This window comes from Streptomyces lydicus, assembly GCF_000717345.1.
Classification (GTDB): domain Bacteria; phylum Actinomycetota; class Actinomycetes; order Streptomycetales; family Streptomycetaceae; genus Streptomyces; species Streptomyces lydicus.
The window spans coordinates 102,685-119,279 of the sequence record NZ_JNZA01000008.1; the positions used below are offsets into that span (position 1 = coordinate 102,685).

The 16,595-nt window shown below is 73.4% G+C and carries 13 protein-coding genes; 4 read left to right on the plus strand and 9 right to left on the minus strand.

The features are described from left to right. Position 1: 1 nt before the first annotated feature. From OO62_RS08915 to mce, 7 genes are all read right to left on the minus strand, one after another. Entirely contained in the window at positions 2–1,342 is a 1,341-nt protein-coding gene (locus tag OO62_RS08915; RefSeq protein ID WP_033266733.1) for an ABC transporter permease subunit, read from the minus strand. Next, positions 1,339–2,592, minus strand: coding sequence for an ABC transporter ATP-binding protein (locus OO62_RS08920; RefSeq protein ID WP_033266734.1), 1,254 nt, complete (start codon positions 2,590–2,592; stop codon positions 1,339–1,341). The genes OO62_RS08915 and OO62_RS08920 overlap by 4 nt, the downstream gene beginning before the upstream one ends. A 159-nt stretch (positions 2,593–2,751) precedes the next feature. Then, entirely contained in the window at positions 2,752–3,525 is a 774-nt protein-coding gene (locus tag OO62_RS08925) for an ABC transporter permease (RefSeq protein WP_033266735.1), read from the minus strand. A gap of 3 nt (positions 3,526–3,528) precedes the next feature. Next, positions 3,529–4,536, minus strand: coding sequence for an ABC transporter ATP-binding protein (locus tag OO62_RS08930; RefSeq protein WP_033266933.1), 1,008 nt, complete (start codon positions 4,534–4,536; stop codon positions 3,529–3,531). A 142-nt stretch (positions 4,537–4,678) separates the two neighbouring features. Next, positions 4,679–5,617 (minus strand): coiled-coil domain-containing protein, encoded by a 939-nt coding sequence (locus OO62_RS08935; RefSeq protein ID WP_033266736.1) that lies wholly within the window; start codon positions 5,615–5,617, stop codon positions 4,679–4,681. 113 nt (positions 5,618–5,730) lie between these two features. After that, entirely contained in the window at positions 5,731–9,981 is a 4,251-nt protein-coding gene (gene scy, locus OO62_RS08940) for a polarized growth protein Scy (RefSeq protein ID WP_033266737.1), read from the minus strand. 208 nt (positions 9,982–10,189) lie between these two features. Further along, positions 10,190–10,630, minus strand: a complete 441-nt coding sequence (gene mce, locus OO62_RS08945) for a methylmalonyl-CoA epimerase (protein WP_033266738.1) — start codon at positions 10,628–10,630, stop codon at positions 10,190–10,192. Between the two features lie 173 nt (positions 10,631–10,803). Between mce and OO62_RS08950 the strand changes: the two genes are divergently transcribed. Both OO62_RS08950 and meaB read left to right on the plus strand, forming a co-directional pair. Then, positions 10,804–11,979: an acetyl-CoA C-acetyltransferase gene (locus OO62_RS08950; RefSeq protein ID WP_033266934.1), complete on the plus strand. Its 1,176-nt coding sequence runs from the start codon at positions 10,804–10,806 to the stop codon at positions 11,977–11,979. Positions 11,980–12,032: 53 nt separating this feature from the next. Continuing rightward, a complete protein-coding gene (gene meaB / locus OO62_RS08955) occupies positions 12,033–12,992 on the plus strand; it encodes a methylmalonyl Co-A mutase-associated GTPase MeaB (RefSeq protein ID WP_033266739.1) in 960 nt (319 codons plus the stop codon). Between the two features lie 56 nt (positions 12,993–13,048). Here meaB and OO62_RS08960 read toward each other — a convergent pair whose 3' ends face one another. Then, positions 13,049–13,690 carry a PepSY domain-containing protein gene (locus tag OO62_RS08960; protein WP_033266740.1) on the minus strand — a complete coding sequence of 214 codons (642 nt, stop codon included), beginning with the start codon at positions 13,688–13,690 and terminating at the stop codon, positions 13,049–13,051. A gap of 132 nt (positions 13,691–13,822) precedes the next feature. Here OO62_RS08960 and OO62_RS08965 point away from each other — a divergent pair, with 132 nt between their 5' ends. After that, positions 13,823–14,515, plus strand: coding sequence for a response regulator transcription factor (locus OO62_RS08965; protein WP_033266935.1), 693 nt, complete (start codon positions 13,823–13,825; stop codon positions 14,513–14,515). A gap of 31 nt (positions 14,516–14,546) precedes the next feature. Beyond that, complete coding sequence (locus OO62_RS08970; RefSeq protein ID WP_033266741.1) at positions 14,547–15,959, plus strand: sensor histidine kinase; 1,413 nt, start codon at positions 14,547–14,549, stop codon at positions 15,957–15,959. Between the two features lie 89 nt (positions 15,960–16,048). Here the strand turns inward: OO62_RS08970 and OO62_RS08975 are convergent, their stop codons facing one another. Continuing rightward, the gene (locus OO62_RS08975; protein WP_033266742.1) at positions 16,049–16,525 is read right to left on the minus strand and encodes a MarR family winged helix-turn-helix transcriptional regulator; all 477 of its coding nucleotides are present in this window, start codon (positions 16,523–16,525) and stop codon (positions 16,049–16,051) included. Positions 16,526–16,595 lie beyond the last annotated feature (70 nt).

Consider the following 16,595-nt stretch of genomic DNA (forward strand, 5'->3'; position numbering starts at 1 on the left):
GTCAGACGTCGCGCTGCCGCATGACCGCGTACGCGCCGCCGAGGGCCAGGGCGGCGATGCCCATGACGATCCACAGCGGCTCCCAGCCGGACGGACCGCCGTCCACGAACGGGAACTTGCTGCCGTACATCACCGTGATCTGGTTGGGGATCGAGTAGCCGAGCAGGAAGTTCCGCAGGTCGCTCAGGCTGTCGGTGAGCATGAACATCGACAGCACGAAGGGCAGCAGGACGACCCCGATCATGATGGTGATCGCGCCCGCGGAGTGCCGGATCAGCGAACCGACGGCCAGCGCCAGCAGACCCAGGAACGAGACGTAGAGGCTGACCCCCACGGTCGACTTGAGCCACTCGGCGCCGGTGACCTCCGCCCTGCTGAGGTCCCCGAGCAGGGCGTTGTCCATGATCGCGACGAGCCCGGTGACGACGGTGGTGACGACGAAGGTCAGCCCGAAGAAGACGAGCGCCTTCGCCGCGAGCACCCGGCCCCGGGCCGGGCAGGCGGTCAGGGTCGTACGGATCATGCCGGTGCCGTACTCGGAGGAGACCACCAGCACACCGAGCGGCAGCACGCACAGGATGCCCAGCAGCATCCCGAAGAACCCGAAGAAGAGCGGGGGCGTGGCGCCGATGCTCTCGTTCGTCGACACGGCCGTGGCCACCAGCGCGCCGATGCCGAGGACCAGGACGGCCATCACGCCCAGCGTCCAGATCGTCGAGCGCACCGAGCGGATCTTCGTCCACTCGGAGGCCAGTGCGTGGCCGAGGTGGGTGGGGCTCGCGGGGATGGGCGAGACGTAGCCGGCGCCCGGGGCGGGACCGGCGGGCGGCGCGGCGGGGGCCTGGGCGTACGGCTGCGGTGCCTGCGCCGGGGCCGGGGCCTGCGGCTGGGCCTGGAGCATCATCGTGCCGGCGTCCTTGCCCGGACCGTGCGCCGCCAGCGGCTGCGGCTCGGGCATCGGCTGGGCCTGGAGCATCATCGTGCCGGCCTCGCGAGGCGGGGCGGCCGGGGCGGGCGCGGGCCGGTCGGCCGGCGCCGGCTGCGGCTGCTGACCCGGGGTCTGGGCCTGCAGCATCATCGTGCCGGCCTCCCCCGCGGGGGCAGGCGCCGGCTGGGCCTGGAGCATCATCGTGCCGGCCTCCGCGGCGGGCGCGGGCTGCTCGGGCGCCGGCTGCTGGGCGGGCGGTGCGGCCTGGGCCGGCGGGGCCTGCGGGACGGCCGGCGCGGCGGGCGGCATCGGGGGCGCGGCCGGCGCCTGCGGAGGCGTTCCGGGCGCGGGCTGCGGCTGGGCTTCCGTTCCGTTCGCCGCCGGATCGGGCTGCGGCTGCTGAGGGCTGGTCATCGGGGGTCCTCGTTCTGCGGCATGGGCATGTCGACGGGCTGCGCGGCGGGCGCGGGCTGCGCGGCCGGGGCGGCGGGCGGCATCGGCGCGGCGGGCTGCTGCCCGTAAGGGTGGGGTGCCCCGTATGACGCGGGTGCCCCGTACGGGTGACCCTGACCCTGCGCCGGCGGCGGGTAGCCCGGCCCCGGAACCGCACCGGGCGCCTGCCCGCCGTACGGATCCTGCTGTGCGTACGGATTCGGCTGCCCCGGCCCGGGCGCGACGGGCGGACCGCCGGCGTACCCCTGCGGGGCGTAACCGGCCGGGACCTGCTGGAGGCCGGCCCGCTGATCGGCCGTCGAGCGGTAGTCGACGACGCTCTGCGTCATCTGCATGTACGCCTCTTCCAGGGACGCCTGGTGCGGCGACAGCTCCCACAGCCGGACCTCGGCGCCGTGCGCGAGATCGCTGATCCGGGGGAGCGGCAGCCCGGTCACCCGCAGCGCGCCGTCCGGCTCGGGCATGACCTGCCCGCCCGCCTCGCCGATCGCGGCGGTCAGCTTCTCGCGCTGCTCCGGCTCGGTGTCGGGGGTACGTACCCGGGCGAAGTCGGCGGAGTGGGCCGAGATGAAGTCCTTGACCGACATGTCCGCGAGCAGCTGGCCGCGGCCGATCACGATCAAGTGCTCGGCGGTGAGCGCCATTTCGCTCATCAGGTGCGAGGAGACGAAGACCGTACGGCCCTCGGCCGCCAGCTGCTTCATCAGGTTGCGGACCCACAGGATGCCCTCGGGGTCGAGGCCGTTGACCGGCTCGTCGAAGAGCAGCACCTGCGGGTCGCCGAGCAGCGCGGCCGCGATGCCGAGCCGCTGGCCCATGCCGAGCGAGAAGCCCTTGGAGCGCCGGCCCGCGACCTCCTGGAGGCCGACCACCCCGAGCACCTCGTCGACCCTGCGGGCCGGGATGCCGGAGAGCTGGGCGAGCGACAGCAGATGGTGGCGTGCGCTGCGTCCGCCGTGGACGGCCTTGGCGTCGAGCAGCGCGCCCACCTGGCGGGGTGCGTTGGGGAGGTTGCGGAAGGGGCGGCCGGCGATGGTGGCGTGGCCCGAGGTGGGTGCGTCCAGCCCCAGGATCATGCGCATCGTGGTCGATTTGCCGGAACCGTTGGGTCCGAGGAAGCCGGTCACCGTCCCCGGCCGTACTTGGAACGACAGGTTGTACACGGCCGTCTTGGCGCCGTAGCGCTTCGTCAGGCCGACTGCCTCGATCATTCTCCGCCCCTCGCGAGATGGTCGGGGCAGAGGCGCCCTCGTGCCCCCGTGAGGGTTAGGAGGCTATCGGGGCGTTGACGGTTCCCGTTAATCCCGGTGTCCACCCTCACGGGCGGCCGGGCCGCTCCGCACCCCGCCGCGGGACCACCGGGCTCTGCCTCACGCGTCCCTCTTCTTCAGCACCACATACCCGCCGACCAGCGCCGCCACCGTCCAGGCGATCATGATGCCCAGTCCGCCCCAAGGCCCGTACGGGACGTCGTCGTTGACCCGGGGGACCACCTGCATGATCTTCGAGCCCGCTTGGTCGGGCAGGTAGCGGCCGATCTTCCGGGTGGCCGAGACGTTGCCGAGGATGTTGGAGATCAGGAAGAAGAACGGCATCAGGATGCCCAGGGACAGCATCGGGCTGCGCAGCATCGTGGCGACCGCCATCGAGAACAGCGCGATCAGCGTCATGTAGAGGCCGCCGCCGATCACCGCACGCAGCACGCCCGGGTCGCCGAGGTGCACCCGCAGGTCGCCGAGCGCCGCCTGGCCCGCGAAGAACGCCACGAAGCTGGTCACCAGGCCCACCACGAAGACCAGCGCGGTGGCCACCGCCAGCTTGCAGAACAGGAAGGTGCCGCGCTGCGGTACGGCCGCGAGCGAGGCCCGGATCATGCCGGTGCTGTACTCGTTCGAGACCACCAGCACACCGAAGACGATCATCGCGAGCTGCCCCAGGCCCATCCCGGCGAAGCTCACGTTGGTGGCGTCGAAGGACAGCCGGTCCCGGGCCGGCATCGAGGTGAAGTCGTGGTTGGCCAGCGTGCAGATGAGCACGCCGAGCGCGACGGTGACGACGACCGCGATGCCCAGCGTCCACACCGTCGACCGCACCGACCTGATCTTGGTCCACTCCGACCGGAGGACCTGTCCGACCGCTGCCATCCGTCAGCTCCTCTTCTTCTGCCAGTCCGCGCCCCAGCCGGCCGGCTGGGGTTCCCCCTGAGGGGGCGACTCCGGCGGGAGGCCGGCCTGCGCCGGTACCGGGTCGCCGTCGTGCGCGTGGTACTCCACCGAACCGGCCGTCAGCCGCATGAACGCCTCTTCCAGCGAGGCGTGCTGCGGGCTCAGCTCGTGCAGGACGAGGCGGTGGGCGGCGGCCAGTTCGCCGAGCCGCTCGACGGGCACCCCGTCGATCTCCAGCGAGCCGTCGCCGACCGCCACCGCGTGGATCCCCTCGCCCCGCAGCACGTCGCGCAGCTTCTCCTGCTCCGGGGAGCGCATCCGGACGTAGGACCGGGAGTTCTGGTGGATGAAGTCCTTCATGGACGTGTCCGCCATCAGCCGGCCCTGCCCGATCACGACCAGGTGGTCGGCGGTGAGGGCCATTTCGCTCATCAGGTGGGAGGAGACGAAGACCGTACGGCCCTGGGCCGCGAGGTTCTTCATCAGGTTGCGGATCCAGTGGATGCCCTCGGGGTCGAGGCCGTTGACCGGCTCGTCGAAGAGCAGCACCTGCGGGTCGCCGAGCAGCGCGGCCGCGATGCCGAGCCGCTGGCTCATGCCGAGCGAGAAGCCCTTCGCCCGCTTCCTCGCCACCGAGCTCAGCCCGACCATGTCGAGCACCTCGCCGACCCGGCTGCGCGGGAGGCCGTTGCTCTGCGCCAGGCACAGCAGATGGTTGGCGGCGCTGCGGCCGCCGTGCACCGCCTTCGCCTCCAGCAGCGCGCCGATGTACGTCAGCGGGTCCTGGAGCTGCCGGTAGTGCTTGCCGTCGATCCGGACCGTCCCCGACGTCGGGTTGTCCAGGTCGAGCATCATCCGCATGGTCGTCGACTTGCCCGCACCGTTGGGGCCGAGGAAGCCGGTGACGATGCCCGGCCGCACCGTGAAGGTGAGGTGGTCCACGGCGACCGTGTCGCCGTAGTGCTTGGTCAGCCCCGCAAGCTCGATCATGTACAGCACGCTAGGCGCGCCCCGGTGGCCCTGCCACCGGGACGGGGCCGCCCGGCTGACCCCCTGTACGACGACGCCCCCGTGACCGCCTCAGCGGGCGGTACGGGGGCTCGGTCGTACGGAGGTGAAACCTTGCGACGGTTCAGCGACTCTGCTGGGCCGGGACGCCGCGGGAGACGCCCTCCTCGTCGCCCGGGGCACCGGCCGCGGCGACCGCCGCACCGGTCAGCGTGGCCAGCATCTCGCGGACGTTGGTCAGCTGGGCGTTGATCGAGTCGCGGCGGTTGGTCAGCGCCGCCAGCTCGCGCTCGGATTCGCTGCGGATACGGTCCGCCTTGGCGTTGGCGTCGGCCACGATGTCCTCGGCCTGGCGCTGCGCGGTCTCCACCGTCTGGCGGGCCCGGCGCTCGGCGTCCGTACGCAGCTTCTCGGCCTCCAGGCGGAGCTGCTCGGCGCGGTGCTCGATCTCCGCGAGCCGCTTCTCGGCCTTGGCCTGACGCGAGGCCAGGTCACGCTCGGACTGCTCGCGGCGCTTGGCCAGGTTGGTCTCGAAGTCGGCGGCGGCCTGCGCGGCCTTCGCGCGGGTCTCCTCGAAGAGGGAGTCCGCCTCCTCGCGCTTGGACTGCGCGTCCTTCTGCGCCTCGGAGCGCAGCGTGGACGCCTCGCCCTTGGCCTTCTCGACGATCCGGGCGCCCTCGTCCTCCGCCTTCGACTTGCGCTCGGCGGCGAACGCCTCCGCGTCGTTGCGGACCTGCTGGGCGGCCGACTCGGCCAGCTCGCGGTGCTGCTCGGCGGCCCGGCGGGCCTCCTCACGCAGGTCCTTGGCCTCCTCCTCGGCGAGCCGGAGGATCTTCTCGACGCGCGCGCCGAGGCCCGCGTAGGAGGGTTCGGCGTCATTGACCTGCGCCTGGGCGTTCTGCGTCTCGAGGTGCAGCTCCTCGATCCGCTTTTCCAGCGACGTGATGCGGGCCAGTGCACTGTCGCGGTCGGCGACGAGCTTCGTGATGCGGTCATCCACCTGACCGCGGTCGTACCCACGCCGCACGAGCTCGAAGCCGAAGGGGGAGGAAGTGTCGCTCATGGGGTTCCTGTCGAAGAGACCGGTGAGGTGATAAGGAGAATCCTAGGGGTCACAACGGCGTGTCATCGAGTCATTGCCCGTTTGATCTGGAGAATGACCCCTCATTTGAGTGGCTACCCTTCAGACTGCTTGCCACTCGATCGAGTTGCACCGGCGCCCGCGCCCGCTTTCACCCCGTTGCCCTTGTTTTCGCCGCCCCCGCCCGGTGTCTCGAACGACTCCAGGGCTTCCAGAACGTCCTGAACGCGGGAGATTTCGGCGTTGATGTCCTCGCGCCGGCGCACCAGGACCTCCAGCTCCCGCTTCCCCTCGTCCACGATCCGGGCGGCCTCCGCCTCGGCCTCGGCGCGCATCCGCTCCGCGTCGCGCACCGCCTCGGCCTTCTTGTTCTCGGCCTCCTTGATCAGGCCCTCGGCCTTCTTCACCGCCGCGATCCGGACCTTGCTCGCCTCGCTGCTCGCGTCCGACATCATCCGGTCGGCCTTCTCCTCGGCCTCCACCTGCTGGGCGGTGGCCTGCGCGATGAGCTTGTCGACCCGCTCGCCGGCGTTCTTCATCGCCTCCGCGGACTCCCGGCGGGCCCGCTCGTGCAGCTCCTCCACCTCGGACTCGATCCGCTGGCGCAGCTCCTCGGCGCGCTCCCGGATCGCGGTGGCGTCGCCGCGGGCCTCCTCCAGCAGGGCGTTGGCGTCCGTACGCGCCTTCTCCACCCGGCTGTTGCCGTCGGCCGTCGCCTCCGTGACGATCCGGTCGGCCTCCTTGCGGGCCGCCCCGACCATCGTGTCGGCCTGCTCCTCGGCGGCGGTGGCGGCCTTGAGTGCCTCCTCCTGAGCCTTGGCGACGAGCTGGTCGGCCTGCTCGGCGGCGTCCCCACGGCGCTTGGCGGCGTCCTTGCGGGCCTCGTCCAGCAGACGGTCCGCCTCCTGCTGGGCCTCGTTGCGGGTCCGCTCGGCGGCCGCCTCGGCGTCCTCCTTGATCTTCGCGGACTCGTTACGGGTGCGGTTGGCGTGCTCCTGCGCGGCCGTGACGGTCTCGGCCGCCTCGGCCCGCAGCCGGTCCGCCTCCGCGGTGGCGGTCGCGAGCATCCGGTCGGCCTGCTCGCGGGCGTCGGCCCGGGTGCGGTCCGCGTCCCGCTCGGCGTCCGCGGTGGTCTCGGCGGCCTCGGTGCGCAGCCGCTCCGCCTCGGTCGCGGCCTCCGACATCAGCTCGTCGGCCTGCTCCGCGGCGTCCGAACGCGCCTTGTTGGCCGCCTTGCGCGCCTCGTCGCCGATCTGCTCGGCGTCCCTGCGGGCGGCCTCCAGCACCTCGGCGGCGTCGGCCCGCAGCCGCTCGGCCGTGTCCGTGGCCTCCGCCACCAGCGCCCTGGCCTGCTGCTCGCCCTCCGCGCGCAGCCGTTCGGCGGCCTGCTGGGCCTCGGCGACCGTACGGTCCGCGTCGTCCTGCGCCGAAGAGGTCAGCTCGGTGGCCTCGGTGACGATCCGTTCGGCCTCCGTACGGGCCTCGCTGATCAGCCGGTCCGCCTGCTCCGCGGCGTCCGTGCGCATCCGGTTGGCGTCGTCCCGCGCCTCCGCACGGGCCCGGGCCGCGTCCTGCTCGCCCGCCGCCAGCGCGTCGGAGGCGTCGGTGCGCAGCTGCTGCGCCTTCGCCGAGGCGTCCGCGACCAGCTTCTCGGCCTGCGCGGTCGCCTCCGACACCAGCCGGTCGGCCTGCTCGGCGGCCTCGGTGCGCGCCGTGTTGGCGTCCCGGCGGGCCTCGTCCAGCACCCCGGCCGCTTCCGCGCGCAGCCGGTCGGCCTCCTCGATGGCCTCCGAAACCGCCCGCTCCGCAAGGGACTTCGCGGCGTCGGACGCCTCCTGCGCCTCGCGACGGGTGCGCACGGCGTCCTCCGAGGCGCGCTCGCGCTCCTCGTAGGCGTCCTTCCGGACCCGGTCCGCCTCCTCCTGGGCCTCCGACTTCGTACGCTCGGCGGCGTGTTCGGCCGCCGAACGCAGCCCGGCGATCTCCTCACCGGCCTGCTCGTGCAGCCCCGCGACCGACTCCCGCACCTGCTGCGCGGTCTGCTCGGCCGTCGCCACCAGCTCGGCGGCCCGCCGGTCCGCCTCCTCGACCAGCCGCGCGGCCTCCTCCTGCGCCTCGCCCACCCGGGTACGGGCCGACGAGAGCAGTTCCTCGCTCTGCTCGCGGGCCGAGGTGCGCTCCTGGTGGGCCTCCTCGCGGGCCTCGCCCAGCAGCTGCTCGGCCTCCCGGCGGCGCCGCGCGGCCTCCTCCTGGGCCTCGGCCAGCGCCTCGGCCGCCTCCGTGCCGGTGCGCTCCGCGGCGGACGCCGCCTCCGCACGCACCCGGTCGGCGGTCTCCTGCGCCTCCGACTTCAGCCGCTCGGCCTCCGCCTGCGCCTCGCTGCGCAGCCGTACGGCCACCGACTCGCCCTCGGAGCGGGCCGCCGCGGCGTCCGCCGCGGCCTCGCTGCGCAGCCGCTCGGCCTCCTCCTCGGCCTCCTGCTGGAGCGTGCGGCGGCGCTCGGCGGCCTCCGCCTTGAGCCGGGCCGCCTCCTCCTGGGTCTCCCGGCGCAGCCGCTCGGCCTCCGCGCGGGCCTCGCGCAGCGCCTCCTCGGCGGCGGTGACCTTGGCCTCCGCCTCGTCGCGCAGCCGGTCCAGCTCCGCCTGGGCCTCGGCCCGCCGCTCCTGGGCGGCCTCCTCGGCGTCCGCGCGCAGCTTCGCGGCGGCCTTCTCGGCCTCCTCGGTCACCAGCTCGGCGGCCTCGGCGCCCTCGGTGAGCAGCTGTTCGGATTCCTTGCGGGCCCGCTCCAGCGCGTCCTCGGCCTGCCGGCGCAGCCCCGAGGCGCGCTCGATGGCCTCGGTCCGCACCCGCTCGCTCTCCGAGACGGCACCCGAACGGGTCTCCTCGGCGTCGGACTTGGCCTTGGCGAGCAGCTCCTCGGCGGTACCCGCCGCCTCCTCGATCTGCTGGACCGCCTCCCGGCGGGCCTCGCTGCGGATGCGCTCGCCCTCGGCGACCGCGTCCGCCCGCAGCTGCTCGGCCTCCCCGCGCAGCCGCCGTGCCTCCTCCTGGAGTTCGACGGTCTTGGCGCGGTACTCCTTGGTGTCGTCCTTCGCCGCGCCCTTGAGCTGGGCCGCGGTGTCGTGCGCCTCCTCGCGCAGCCGGTCGGCCTCGGCCTCCGCGTCGCGGCGCAGCCGCTCGGCCTCCTCGGCGGCGGCCTTGGTGGTGGCCTTGGCGTCCTCCGACGCCTTGGTCAGCACCTCCTCGGCGGTCCGCGCGGCCTTCGCCAGCTGCGCCGCGGAGTCCTCCGCGGCCTTCGACCGGGCGGCCTCCTGCGCCTCGGCGACGAGCCGTTCGGCCTCCGTGCGGGCGTCGGCGCGCAGTTGCTCCGCCTCGGCCTTGAGTGCCTCGGCCTCCTTGGTGGCCTCGGCGACCAGCCGCGCGACCTCCGCCTTGGCGGTGCGGGTGCGCTGCTCGTTCTCCGACTCGGCGGCCGACAGCCGCTTGCCGGCGGCCTGCTGCGCCTCGTCGACGAGCTTCTCCGCCTCGGCGCGCGCCTCGCGCAGCGCCGCGTCCGCCTCCTGGATCCGGGCCTCGGCGGTGCGGGTCAGCTCGGCGGCCTGGCGGCGCGCCTCCTCCGACTCGGTGCCGGCGGTGGTGCGCAGCTGCTCGGCCTGGTCGGTGGCCTCCTGGGCCTGGGCGGAGGCGGCGTTCAGCAGCCGCTCGGCGTCCGTACGCGCCCGGCGCAGGATGGATTCCGCTTCGGCGCGGGCCTCTTCGGCCGCGGTGCCCAGCCGTTCCCTGGCCTGGTCGGCCAGCCGCTGGGCCTCGGCGCGTGCGGACGCCAGCGCCTGCTCGGCCTCCGCCCGCGACTCCTCCATCAGCCGGCGGGCCTGCGACTCCGTACGGGCGCGCAGCTGTTCGGCCCAGGCGACGTTCTCGTTGACGTGCGATTCGACGGTCTGCCGGCGCTCGTTGAGCTCCTCGTCGAGGCGCTGGCGTCGGCTGACCGCCTCGGCGTGCAGCTCGGCCTCCAGCCGCGCCTGCCGCTCGGCCTGCTCCTGCAGCACCCGCTGGGTCTGTGCCCGCGCCTCGCGCAGCTCGCGCTCGGCGTCCGAACGCAGCTGGTCCGCCTGGATCTGCGCATTGCGCAGCAGCTGTTCGGCCTGATGACTGAGGTTGTCGTAGGCAGGGCGGGTCGCGAGGTTGCGGCGCGCCTCATGCAGCTTGGCGCGCAGCACCTCGACCTGGTAGCCGAGGTCGTCGGCGTGCTGGACGGCCTTGTCCCGCTCGGTCTTCAGCCGCTCCATCTCGGCTTCGAACTGCGAGAGGTGGTCGTCAGCCTCGTAGCGGTCGTTGCCCCGCACTGCGCGGTCCCATCCGTCCCCTGGTCATGGTGGCGGCCGGCCCCGGTCCTGCGGCGATCGTCCCGTACACGTCACGTCGTACCGGACTCGCGCCCATCGGAGCTGACCCTTCCGAAGAAATGGTGTCAGATCATCGGCAGAGTATGGGCCGAGCCCCACTTCCGTACCCCGGCCGAAGGTGCACTCTACCGGCCGGGGAACGCGAAGGTCAGTGCTCCGTCCCGGCAGGGGGTGCGGCGGTGACGAGTTCGGTGAGTACGCCGTGGCAGTCCTTGGGGTGCAGGAAGGTGATCCGCGAGCCCATCGAACCCTTCCTGGGCTCGTCGTACAGGACCCGTACGCCCTTGTCGCGGATGTCCTGGGAGTCACCGTCGACGTCCGCGGTGCCGAAGGCGATGTGGTGCACGCCCTCGCCGTTCTTGGCCAGCCACTTGCCCACCGCGGAGTCCTCGCGGGTGGGCTCCAGCAGCTGGAGGTAGGAGGCGCCGCCGTCGGACGTCTCATTGATCTTGAGCATGGCTTCCCGCACGCCCTGCTCCTCGTTGACCTCGGTGTGGAACACCTCGAAGCCGTACGTGGCACGGTAGAACTCGACAGTGGTGTCGAGGTCGAAACAGGCGATCCCGATGTGGTCGATTCGCGTCAGCATGAGTCCAGTGCACCGCTCGCACAGCTGGTTACGCAACGTGCGCGCGATCACACCGGCTTGCCGGTGACCCCGGGCGTACCGCTCAGTACATTGACGGGAACCCTCGTTAACTTCCCTGCAAAGGAAGGCCGCATCGCATGTCTCAAACGAACGGCACGAACGGCACCACCTCAGTGATCGTGGCGGGCGCGCGCACCCCCATGGGCCGGCTCCTGGGGTCCCTGCGGACCTTCTCGGGCGCCGATCTGGGCGGCTTCGCCATCAAGGCGGCGCTGGACCGGGCGGGCATCGGCGGTGACCAGGTGCAGTACGTGATCATGGGCCAGGTGCTGCAGGCCGGGGCGGGGCAGATCCCGGCGCGCCAGGCGGCAGTCAAGGCCGGCATCCCGATGAACGTCCCCGCGCTGACCGTCAACAAGGTCTGTCTCTCGGGCCTCGACGCCATCGCGCTGGCCGACCAGCTCATCCGCGCCGGCGAGTTCGACGTGATCGTCGCCGGCGGCCAGGAGTCCATGACCAACGCCCCGCACCTGCTCCCCAAGTCGCGGGAGGGCTACAAGTACGGCGCCGTCGAGATGCTCGACGCGATGGCCCACGACGGCCTCACCGACGCCTTCGAGGGCATCGCCATGGGCGAGTCGACCGAGAAGCACAACACCCGTCTGGGCATCGCCCGTCCGGAGCAGGACGAGGTCGCCGCGCGCTCCCACCAGCGGGCCGCCGCCGCCCAGAAGAACGGGCTCTTCGAGGCCGAGATCACCCCCGTGGAGATCCCGCAGCGCAAGGGCGAGCCGGTCGTCTTCGCCAAGGACGAGGGCATCCGCGGGGAGACCACGGCGGAGTCGCTGGGCAAGCTGCGCCCGGCGTTCGCCAAGGACGGCACGATCACCGCCGGCACCTCCTCGCAGATCTCCGACGGCGCGGCCGCCGTCGTGGTGATGAGCAAGGCCAAGGCCGAGCAGCTGGGCCTGGAGTGGATCGCCGAGATCGGTGCGCACGGCAACGTCGCGGGCCCGGACAACTCGCTGCAGTCCCAGCCGTCCAACGCGATCAACCACGCGCTGGGCAAGGAGGGACTGACCGTCCAGGATCTTGACCTGATCGAGATCAACGAGGCGTTCGCGGCCGTCGCGGTGCAGTCGATGAAGGATCTCGGGGTGTCCCCCGAAAAGGTGAATGTCAACGGCGGTGCCATCGCCCTGGGTCACCCGATCGGCATGTCCGGCGCCCGCATCGTGCTGCACCTCGCACTGGAGCTGCGCCGGCGCGGCGGCGGCGTGGGTGCCGCGGCGCTGTGTGGCGGCGGTGGTCAGGGCGACGCGCTGATCATTCGCGTACCGGGTAAGTAAGCGCGTACGGGCGGGCCGGACGCGGACGAGCGAGCCGAAGGAGACGGGCAGCGATGGTGGACGTCCCCCAGCTGGTGGAGCAGGCACGGCAGGGCCGGCCGAGGGCGGTGGCACGGCTGATCTCCCTCGTGGAGGGGGCCGCGCCGGAGCTGCGCGAGGTGATGGCGGCGCTCGCGCCGCTCACCGGCAACGCCTATGTGGTGGGCCTGACCGGCTCGCCCGGAGTGGGGAAGTCCACCACCACCTCCGCGCTGGTCACGGCGTACCGCAAGACGGGCAAACGGGTCGGCGTGCTCGCCGTCGACCCGTCCTCCCCGTTCTCCGGCGGCGCGCTGCTCGGTGACCGGGTCCGGATGAGCGAGCACGCCTCCGACCCCGGCGTCTACATCCGTTCGATGGCCACCCGGGGCCACCTGGGCGGTCTGGCCTGGGCCGCGCCGCAGGCGATCCGGGTGCTGGACGGGGCGGGTTGCGACGTGATCCTCGTCGAGACGGTCGGCGTCGGCCAGTCCGAGGTGGAGATCGCCTCGCAGGCCGACACCAGCGTGGTGCTGCTGGCGCCCGGCATGGGCGACGGGATCCAGGCGGCCAAGGCCGGAATCCTGGAGATCGGCGACGTGTACGTCGTCAACAAGGCCGACCGGGACGGCGCCGACGCCACTGCCCGGGAGCTCAACCACATGCTGGGCCTGGGGGAGTCCCGGGCGCCCGGCGACTGGCGGCCGCCGATCGTCAAGACCGTCGCCCAGCGCTCCGAGGGCGTCGACGAGGTCGTCGAGGCCCTGGAGAAGCACCGCGCCTGGATGGAGGAGCACGGCGTGCTGGCCGAGCGGCGCCGCGCCCGGGCCGCCCACGAGGTCGAGACCATCGCGGTGACCGCGCTGCGCGAGCGGATCGGGGACCTGAGCGGCGACCGCCGGCTGGATGCCCTGGCCGAGCGGATCGTCGCCGGCGAGACCGATCCCTACCGGGCGGCGGACGAGTTGGTGGACGGGCTGACGAACGGGGGCTGAGCCGCCCGGCGAGGCCCGGGGGCCGCCCGCGCGGCCCCCGGCCGGCCCGTACGGCGTCAGTCGTCCGCGCCGTCGTTGTCGTCGTCGTCCGCGTCGTGTGCCGGCGCGGTGGTCAGCTTGCCGCTGTCCGGGTCGACCAGCAGCTTGTGCTCCTTGCCGTCCTTGCCGACGGTCTCGACCTCCCAGACGGCCCGGGCCCGGTGGTCACCGTCCAGCTCGACGGAGGTCACCGTGCCGTGCGCCGCAGCGGCCGTGCGGGCGGCGCCCGCGGCGTCGGTCCGGGCGGTCTTCAGGGCCGCCTGCTCCCGCGTGTGGTCGTCGTCGTCCCCCTGCTCGACGTGCTGGTTCAGCACCCGGGCGTCGCCCGCGTCGAGGGTCAGCTCGTGCCACTTGCCGTCCTTGCCCAGGACGTCCGCGTCCCAGACCAGCCCGGGACGGTCGCGGTCCAGGTCGAGGCCGGTCACGGTGCCCGGTACGGCCTTCAGGGCGGCGGCCGCGGCCTGCGGCGCGGTCACCTTCGCGGCGGCGGCCTCACGGGCGTCCTCCGTGCCGGGCCGCCCGGGGCCGGCCGCCTGCCGCGACGGGGCGTCGGAGGGTCCGGACGGGGCTCCGCCCCCGCTGACCGCGACGGCGGTGACCGCGCCGCCGGCGACCAGGGCGGCCGCTGCGGCGGTGGCGATGACGAGGTGGCGCTTCATGTGTCTCTCCCCTGAGTTCGGCGGTGCCAGCGCTGTGCGAACGCTGTGCCACCACACTGGCCGAGCGGACCTGAAGGGGAGCTGAAGCCGGCTGAAGTGATCTTCAGGTTCGGGCTGGCAGGCTTGGGTGCCATGCGCCCTCCCGCCGCTCACCGCCCCCCGCTCCGACTCCTGCTCGTGGAGGACGAGAAGCGCCTGGCCCTGTCGCTCGCGAAGGGCCTGCGGGCCGAGGGCTACGCGGTCGACGTGGTGCACGACGGCCTGGAAGGGCTGCACCGGGCGGGCGAGGGCGGCTACGACCTGGTCGTGCTGGACATCATGCTGCCCGGCATGAACGGCTACCGCGTCTGCGGGGCGCTGCGGGCGGCCGGGAACGACGTACCGATCCTGATGCTGACCGCCAAGGACGGCGAGTACGACGAGGCCGAGGGGCTGGACACCGGTGCCGACGACTATCTGACCAAGCCGTTCTCGTACGTGGTGCTGGTGGCGCGGGTGAAGGCGCTGCTGCGGCGGCGTGGGCGGAGCGCGCAGCCGGTGCTGCGGGTGGGGCCGCTGACCGTCGACCAGGGGGCCCGGCGGGTCGAGCGGGGCGGCGCCGAAGTGGCGTTGACCGCGAAGGAGTTCGCCGTGCTGGAGCAGCTGGCGGTGCGCGCGGGCGAGGTGGTCTCCAAGGCGGAGATCCTGGAGCACGTCTGGGACTTCGCGTACGAGGGCGATGTCAACATCATCGAGGTCTATGTGAGCGCGCTGCGGCGCAAGCTCGGCGCGGAGCGCATCGTGACGGTGCGCGGCGCGGGGTACCGGCTGGTGGCCGGTGACTAGGGCGGGGGCCTCCCCGGGGCGGCGGACCGGTGTGCCGGGTTCCGTACGGGCCCGGGCGGCGGCCGGTGCGACCGTGGTGGTGGCACTGGCGCTGATCGCGGCGGGTACCGCGGTGCTGCTGGTGCTGCGCGGCAATCTCCAGGGCCAGGCCGGGCTCCAGGCGGAGGTCGCGGCGCGCGAGGTGGCCGCGCAGATCGCCACGGGCACGCCGTACGACCGGCTCCACCTGCCGGACGGCGACGAGCACCCGGTGGTGGTCACCGACGAGGACGGCCGGGTGCTGGCGGTGGGCGACGAGGTGCGGGCGGTCGACGGGAGGTCCGTGGACGGGGCGCGGACCGGGGCGGGGCACACCGGCGCCGGGCAGCCGTCCGACGACGACGCCGACGAGGACGACGCGCGCGGGCTGCGGCCCGGCGAGGTCGACGACGACGTGCACCAGAGCGACGGGACCGCGGACGTCGACGGCACGGTCGCCGACTACCGGTTCGCGGCGGTCGAGGCCGAGGACGGCCGGGGGGAGAAGGCCACGGTGCGGGCCGGGTCGGCGCTGGCGCCGGAGCGCGCGGCCGTCGGGTCCGTGCGCGACGCGATGCTGATCGGGCTGCCGCTGCTGCTCGTGGTGGTGGCCGGGGTGACCTGGCTGGTGACCCGGCGGGCGCTGCGCCCGGTGGAGGGCATCCGCTCGGAGATGGCGGCGATCACGGCCAGTACGGACCTGTCGCGGCGGGTGCCGGAGCCGGCGGCCCGGGACGAGATCGCGCGGCTGGCGCGGACGACCAATGAGACGCTCGCGGCGCTGGAGGCGAGCGTCGAGCGGCAGCGGCGGTTCGTCGCGGACGCCTCGCACGAGCTGCGCAGCCCGATCGCGAGCCTGCGCACCCAGCTGGAGGTGGGGGTGGCGCACCCGGAGCTGCTCGATGTGCCGGGCGCGGTGGCGGACACCGTGCGGCTGCAGCGGCTGGCGGCGGATCTGCTGCTGTTGGCCCGGCTGGACTCGGGGGAGCGGCCCGCGGGGGGCCGGGTCGATCTGGCGGCGCTGGTGCGGGAGGAGACCGCGCAGCGGGCCGGGGACCGGGTGCCGGTGCGGGTGGGCCCGTCGGAGGGCCTGGAAGTGGCGGGTTCGCGGAGCCAGTTGGGGCGGGTGCTGGGCAACCTGCTGGACAACGCCCAGCGGCACGCGGCCTCGTCCGTGGAGGTGGCCGTGGTGCGCGACGGGGCGTGGGCGGTGCTGCGCGTCGAGGACGACGGGCCCGGGGTGCCGGAGGCCGAACGGGAGCGGATCTTCGAGCGGTTCGTACGGCTCGACGACGCGCGGGCGCGGGACGACGGCGGCGCCGGGCTGGGCCTGGCCATCGCGCGGGACGTGGCGGTGCGGCACGGCGGCTCGCTGGCGGTACGCGAGCGGGCGGCCTTCGAGCTGCGGCTGCCGGTGGCGGGCTGAGCCGCCGCGCGCCGGCGCCGCGGCCCCCGGTGCGGGGCCGCGGGGTGCCCCGGAGCCCCTACGGGGGCCGGGGCGGGGCGGGGCGCCGGTCAGAGGCCGCCGCGGTGCGCGCGCAGGTGTTCGGCCACGGGGGCGAGGGAGGTGCGCAGCGCTTCGAGGTCCTCGGAGGCGAAGAGGTCGATGAAGTGCTTGCGGACCGAGGTGACGTGGTGGGGGGCCACCCGGCGCATGGTCTCCCAGCCCTCCTCCGTCAGCACCGCGTACAGGCCACGACGGTCCGACTCGCAGCTCTCGCGGCGCACCAGTCCGGCGTTCTCCATCCGCGTGATCTGGTGGGAGAGACGGCTCTTGGACTGCAGGGTGCTGGCTGCCAGGTCGCTCATCCGGAGCCGGTGGTCCTCGGCCTCGGAGAGGTTGACCAGGATCTCGTAGTCGTTGTTCGTGAGCCCGAACGGCTGGAGATCGCGCTCCAGTTGGTGCATCAGCAGCCTGCTGACGTCCAGATGGGTGCGCCAGGCACGCTGCTCCTGGTCGGTCAGCCAGGGGGTGTCGCTGTCGGTCGTCATGGAGGAATTCTATCCGTAAAAGTTGAATAATGAATTAATTGCACTGGGGAATCGTTGCGAGTGGTGACGT

Excerpts from the sequence above, each read along its gene's own strand:
- OO62_RS08930 (WP_033266933.1), bottom strand. The coding sequence starts at position 4,536 with ATGATCGAGCTTGCGGGGCTGACCAAGCACTACGGCGACACGGTCGCC.
- meaB (WP_033266739.1), top strand. The coding sequence starts at position 12,033 with ATGGTGGACGTCCCCCAGCTGGTGGAGCAGGCACGGCAGGGCCGGCCG.
- OO62_RS08960 (WP_033266740.1), bottom strand. The coding sequence starts at position 13,690 with ATGAAGCGCCACCTCGTCATCGCCACCGCCGCAGCGGCCGCCCTGGTC.
- mce (WP_033266738.1), bottom strand. The coding sequence starts at position 10,630 with ATGCTGACGCGAATCGACCACATCGGGATCGCCTGTTTCGACCTCGAC.
- OO62_RS08935 (WP_033266736.1), bottom strand. The coding sequence starts at position 5,617 with ATGAGCGACACTTCCTCCCCCTTCGGCTTCGAGCTCGTGCGGCGTGGG.
- OO62_RS08925 (WP_033266735.1), bottom strand. The coding sequence starts at position 3,525 with ATGGCAGCGGTCGGACAGGTCCTCCGGTCGGAGTGGACCAAGATCAGG.
- OO62_RS08965 (WP_033266935.1), top strand. The coding sequence starts at position 13,823 with ATGCGCCCTCCCGCCGCTCACCGCCCCCCGCTCCGACTCCTGCTCGTG.
- OO62_RS08920 (WP_033266734.1), bottom strand. The coding sequence starts at position 2,592 with ATGATCGAGGCAGTCGGCCTGACGAAGCGCTACGGCGCCAAGACGGCC.
- OO62_RS08975 (WP_033266742.1), bottom strand. The coding sequence starts at position 16,525 with ATGACGACCGACAGCGACACCCCCTGGCTGACCGACCAGGAGCAGCGT.
- OO62_RS08915 (WP_033266733.1), bottom strand. The coding sequence starts at position 1,342 with ATGACCAGCCCTCAGCAGCCGCAGCCCGATCCGGCGGCGAACGGAACG.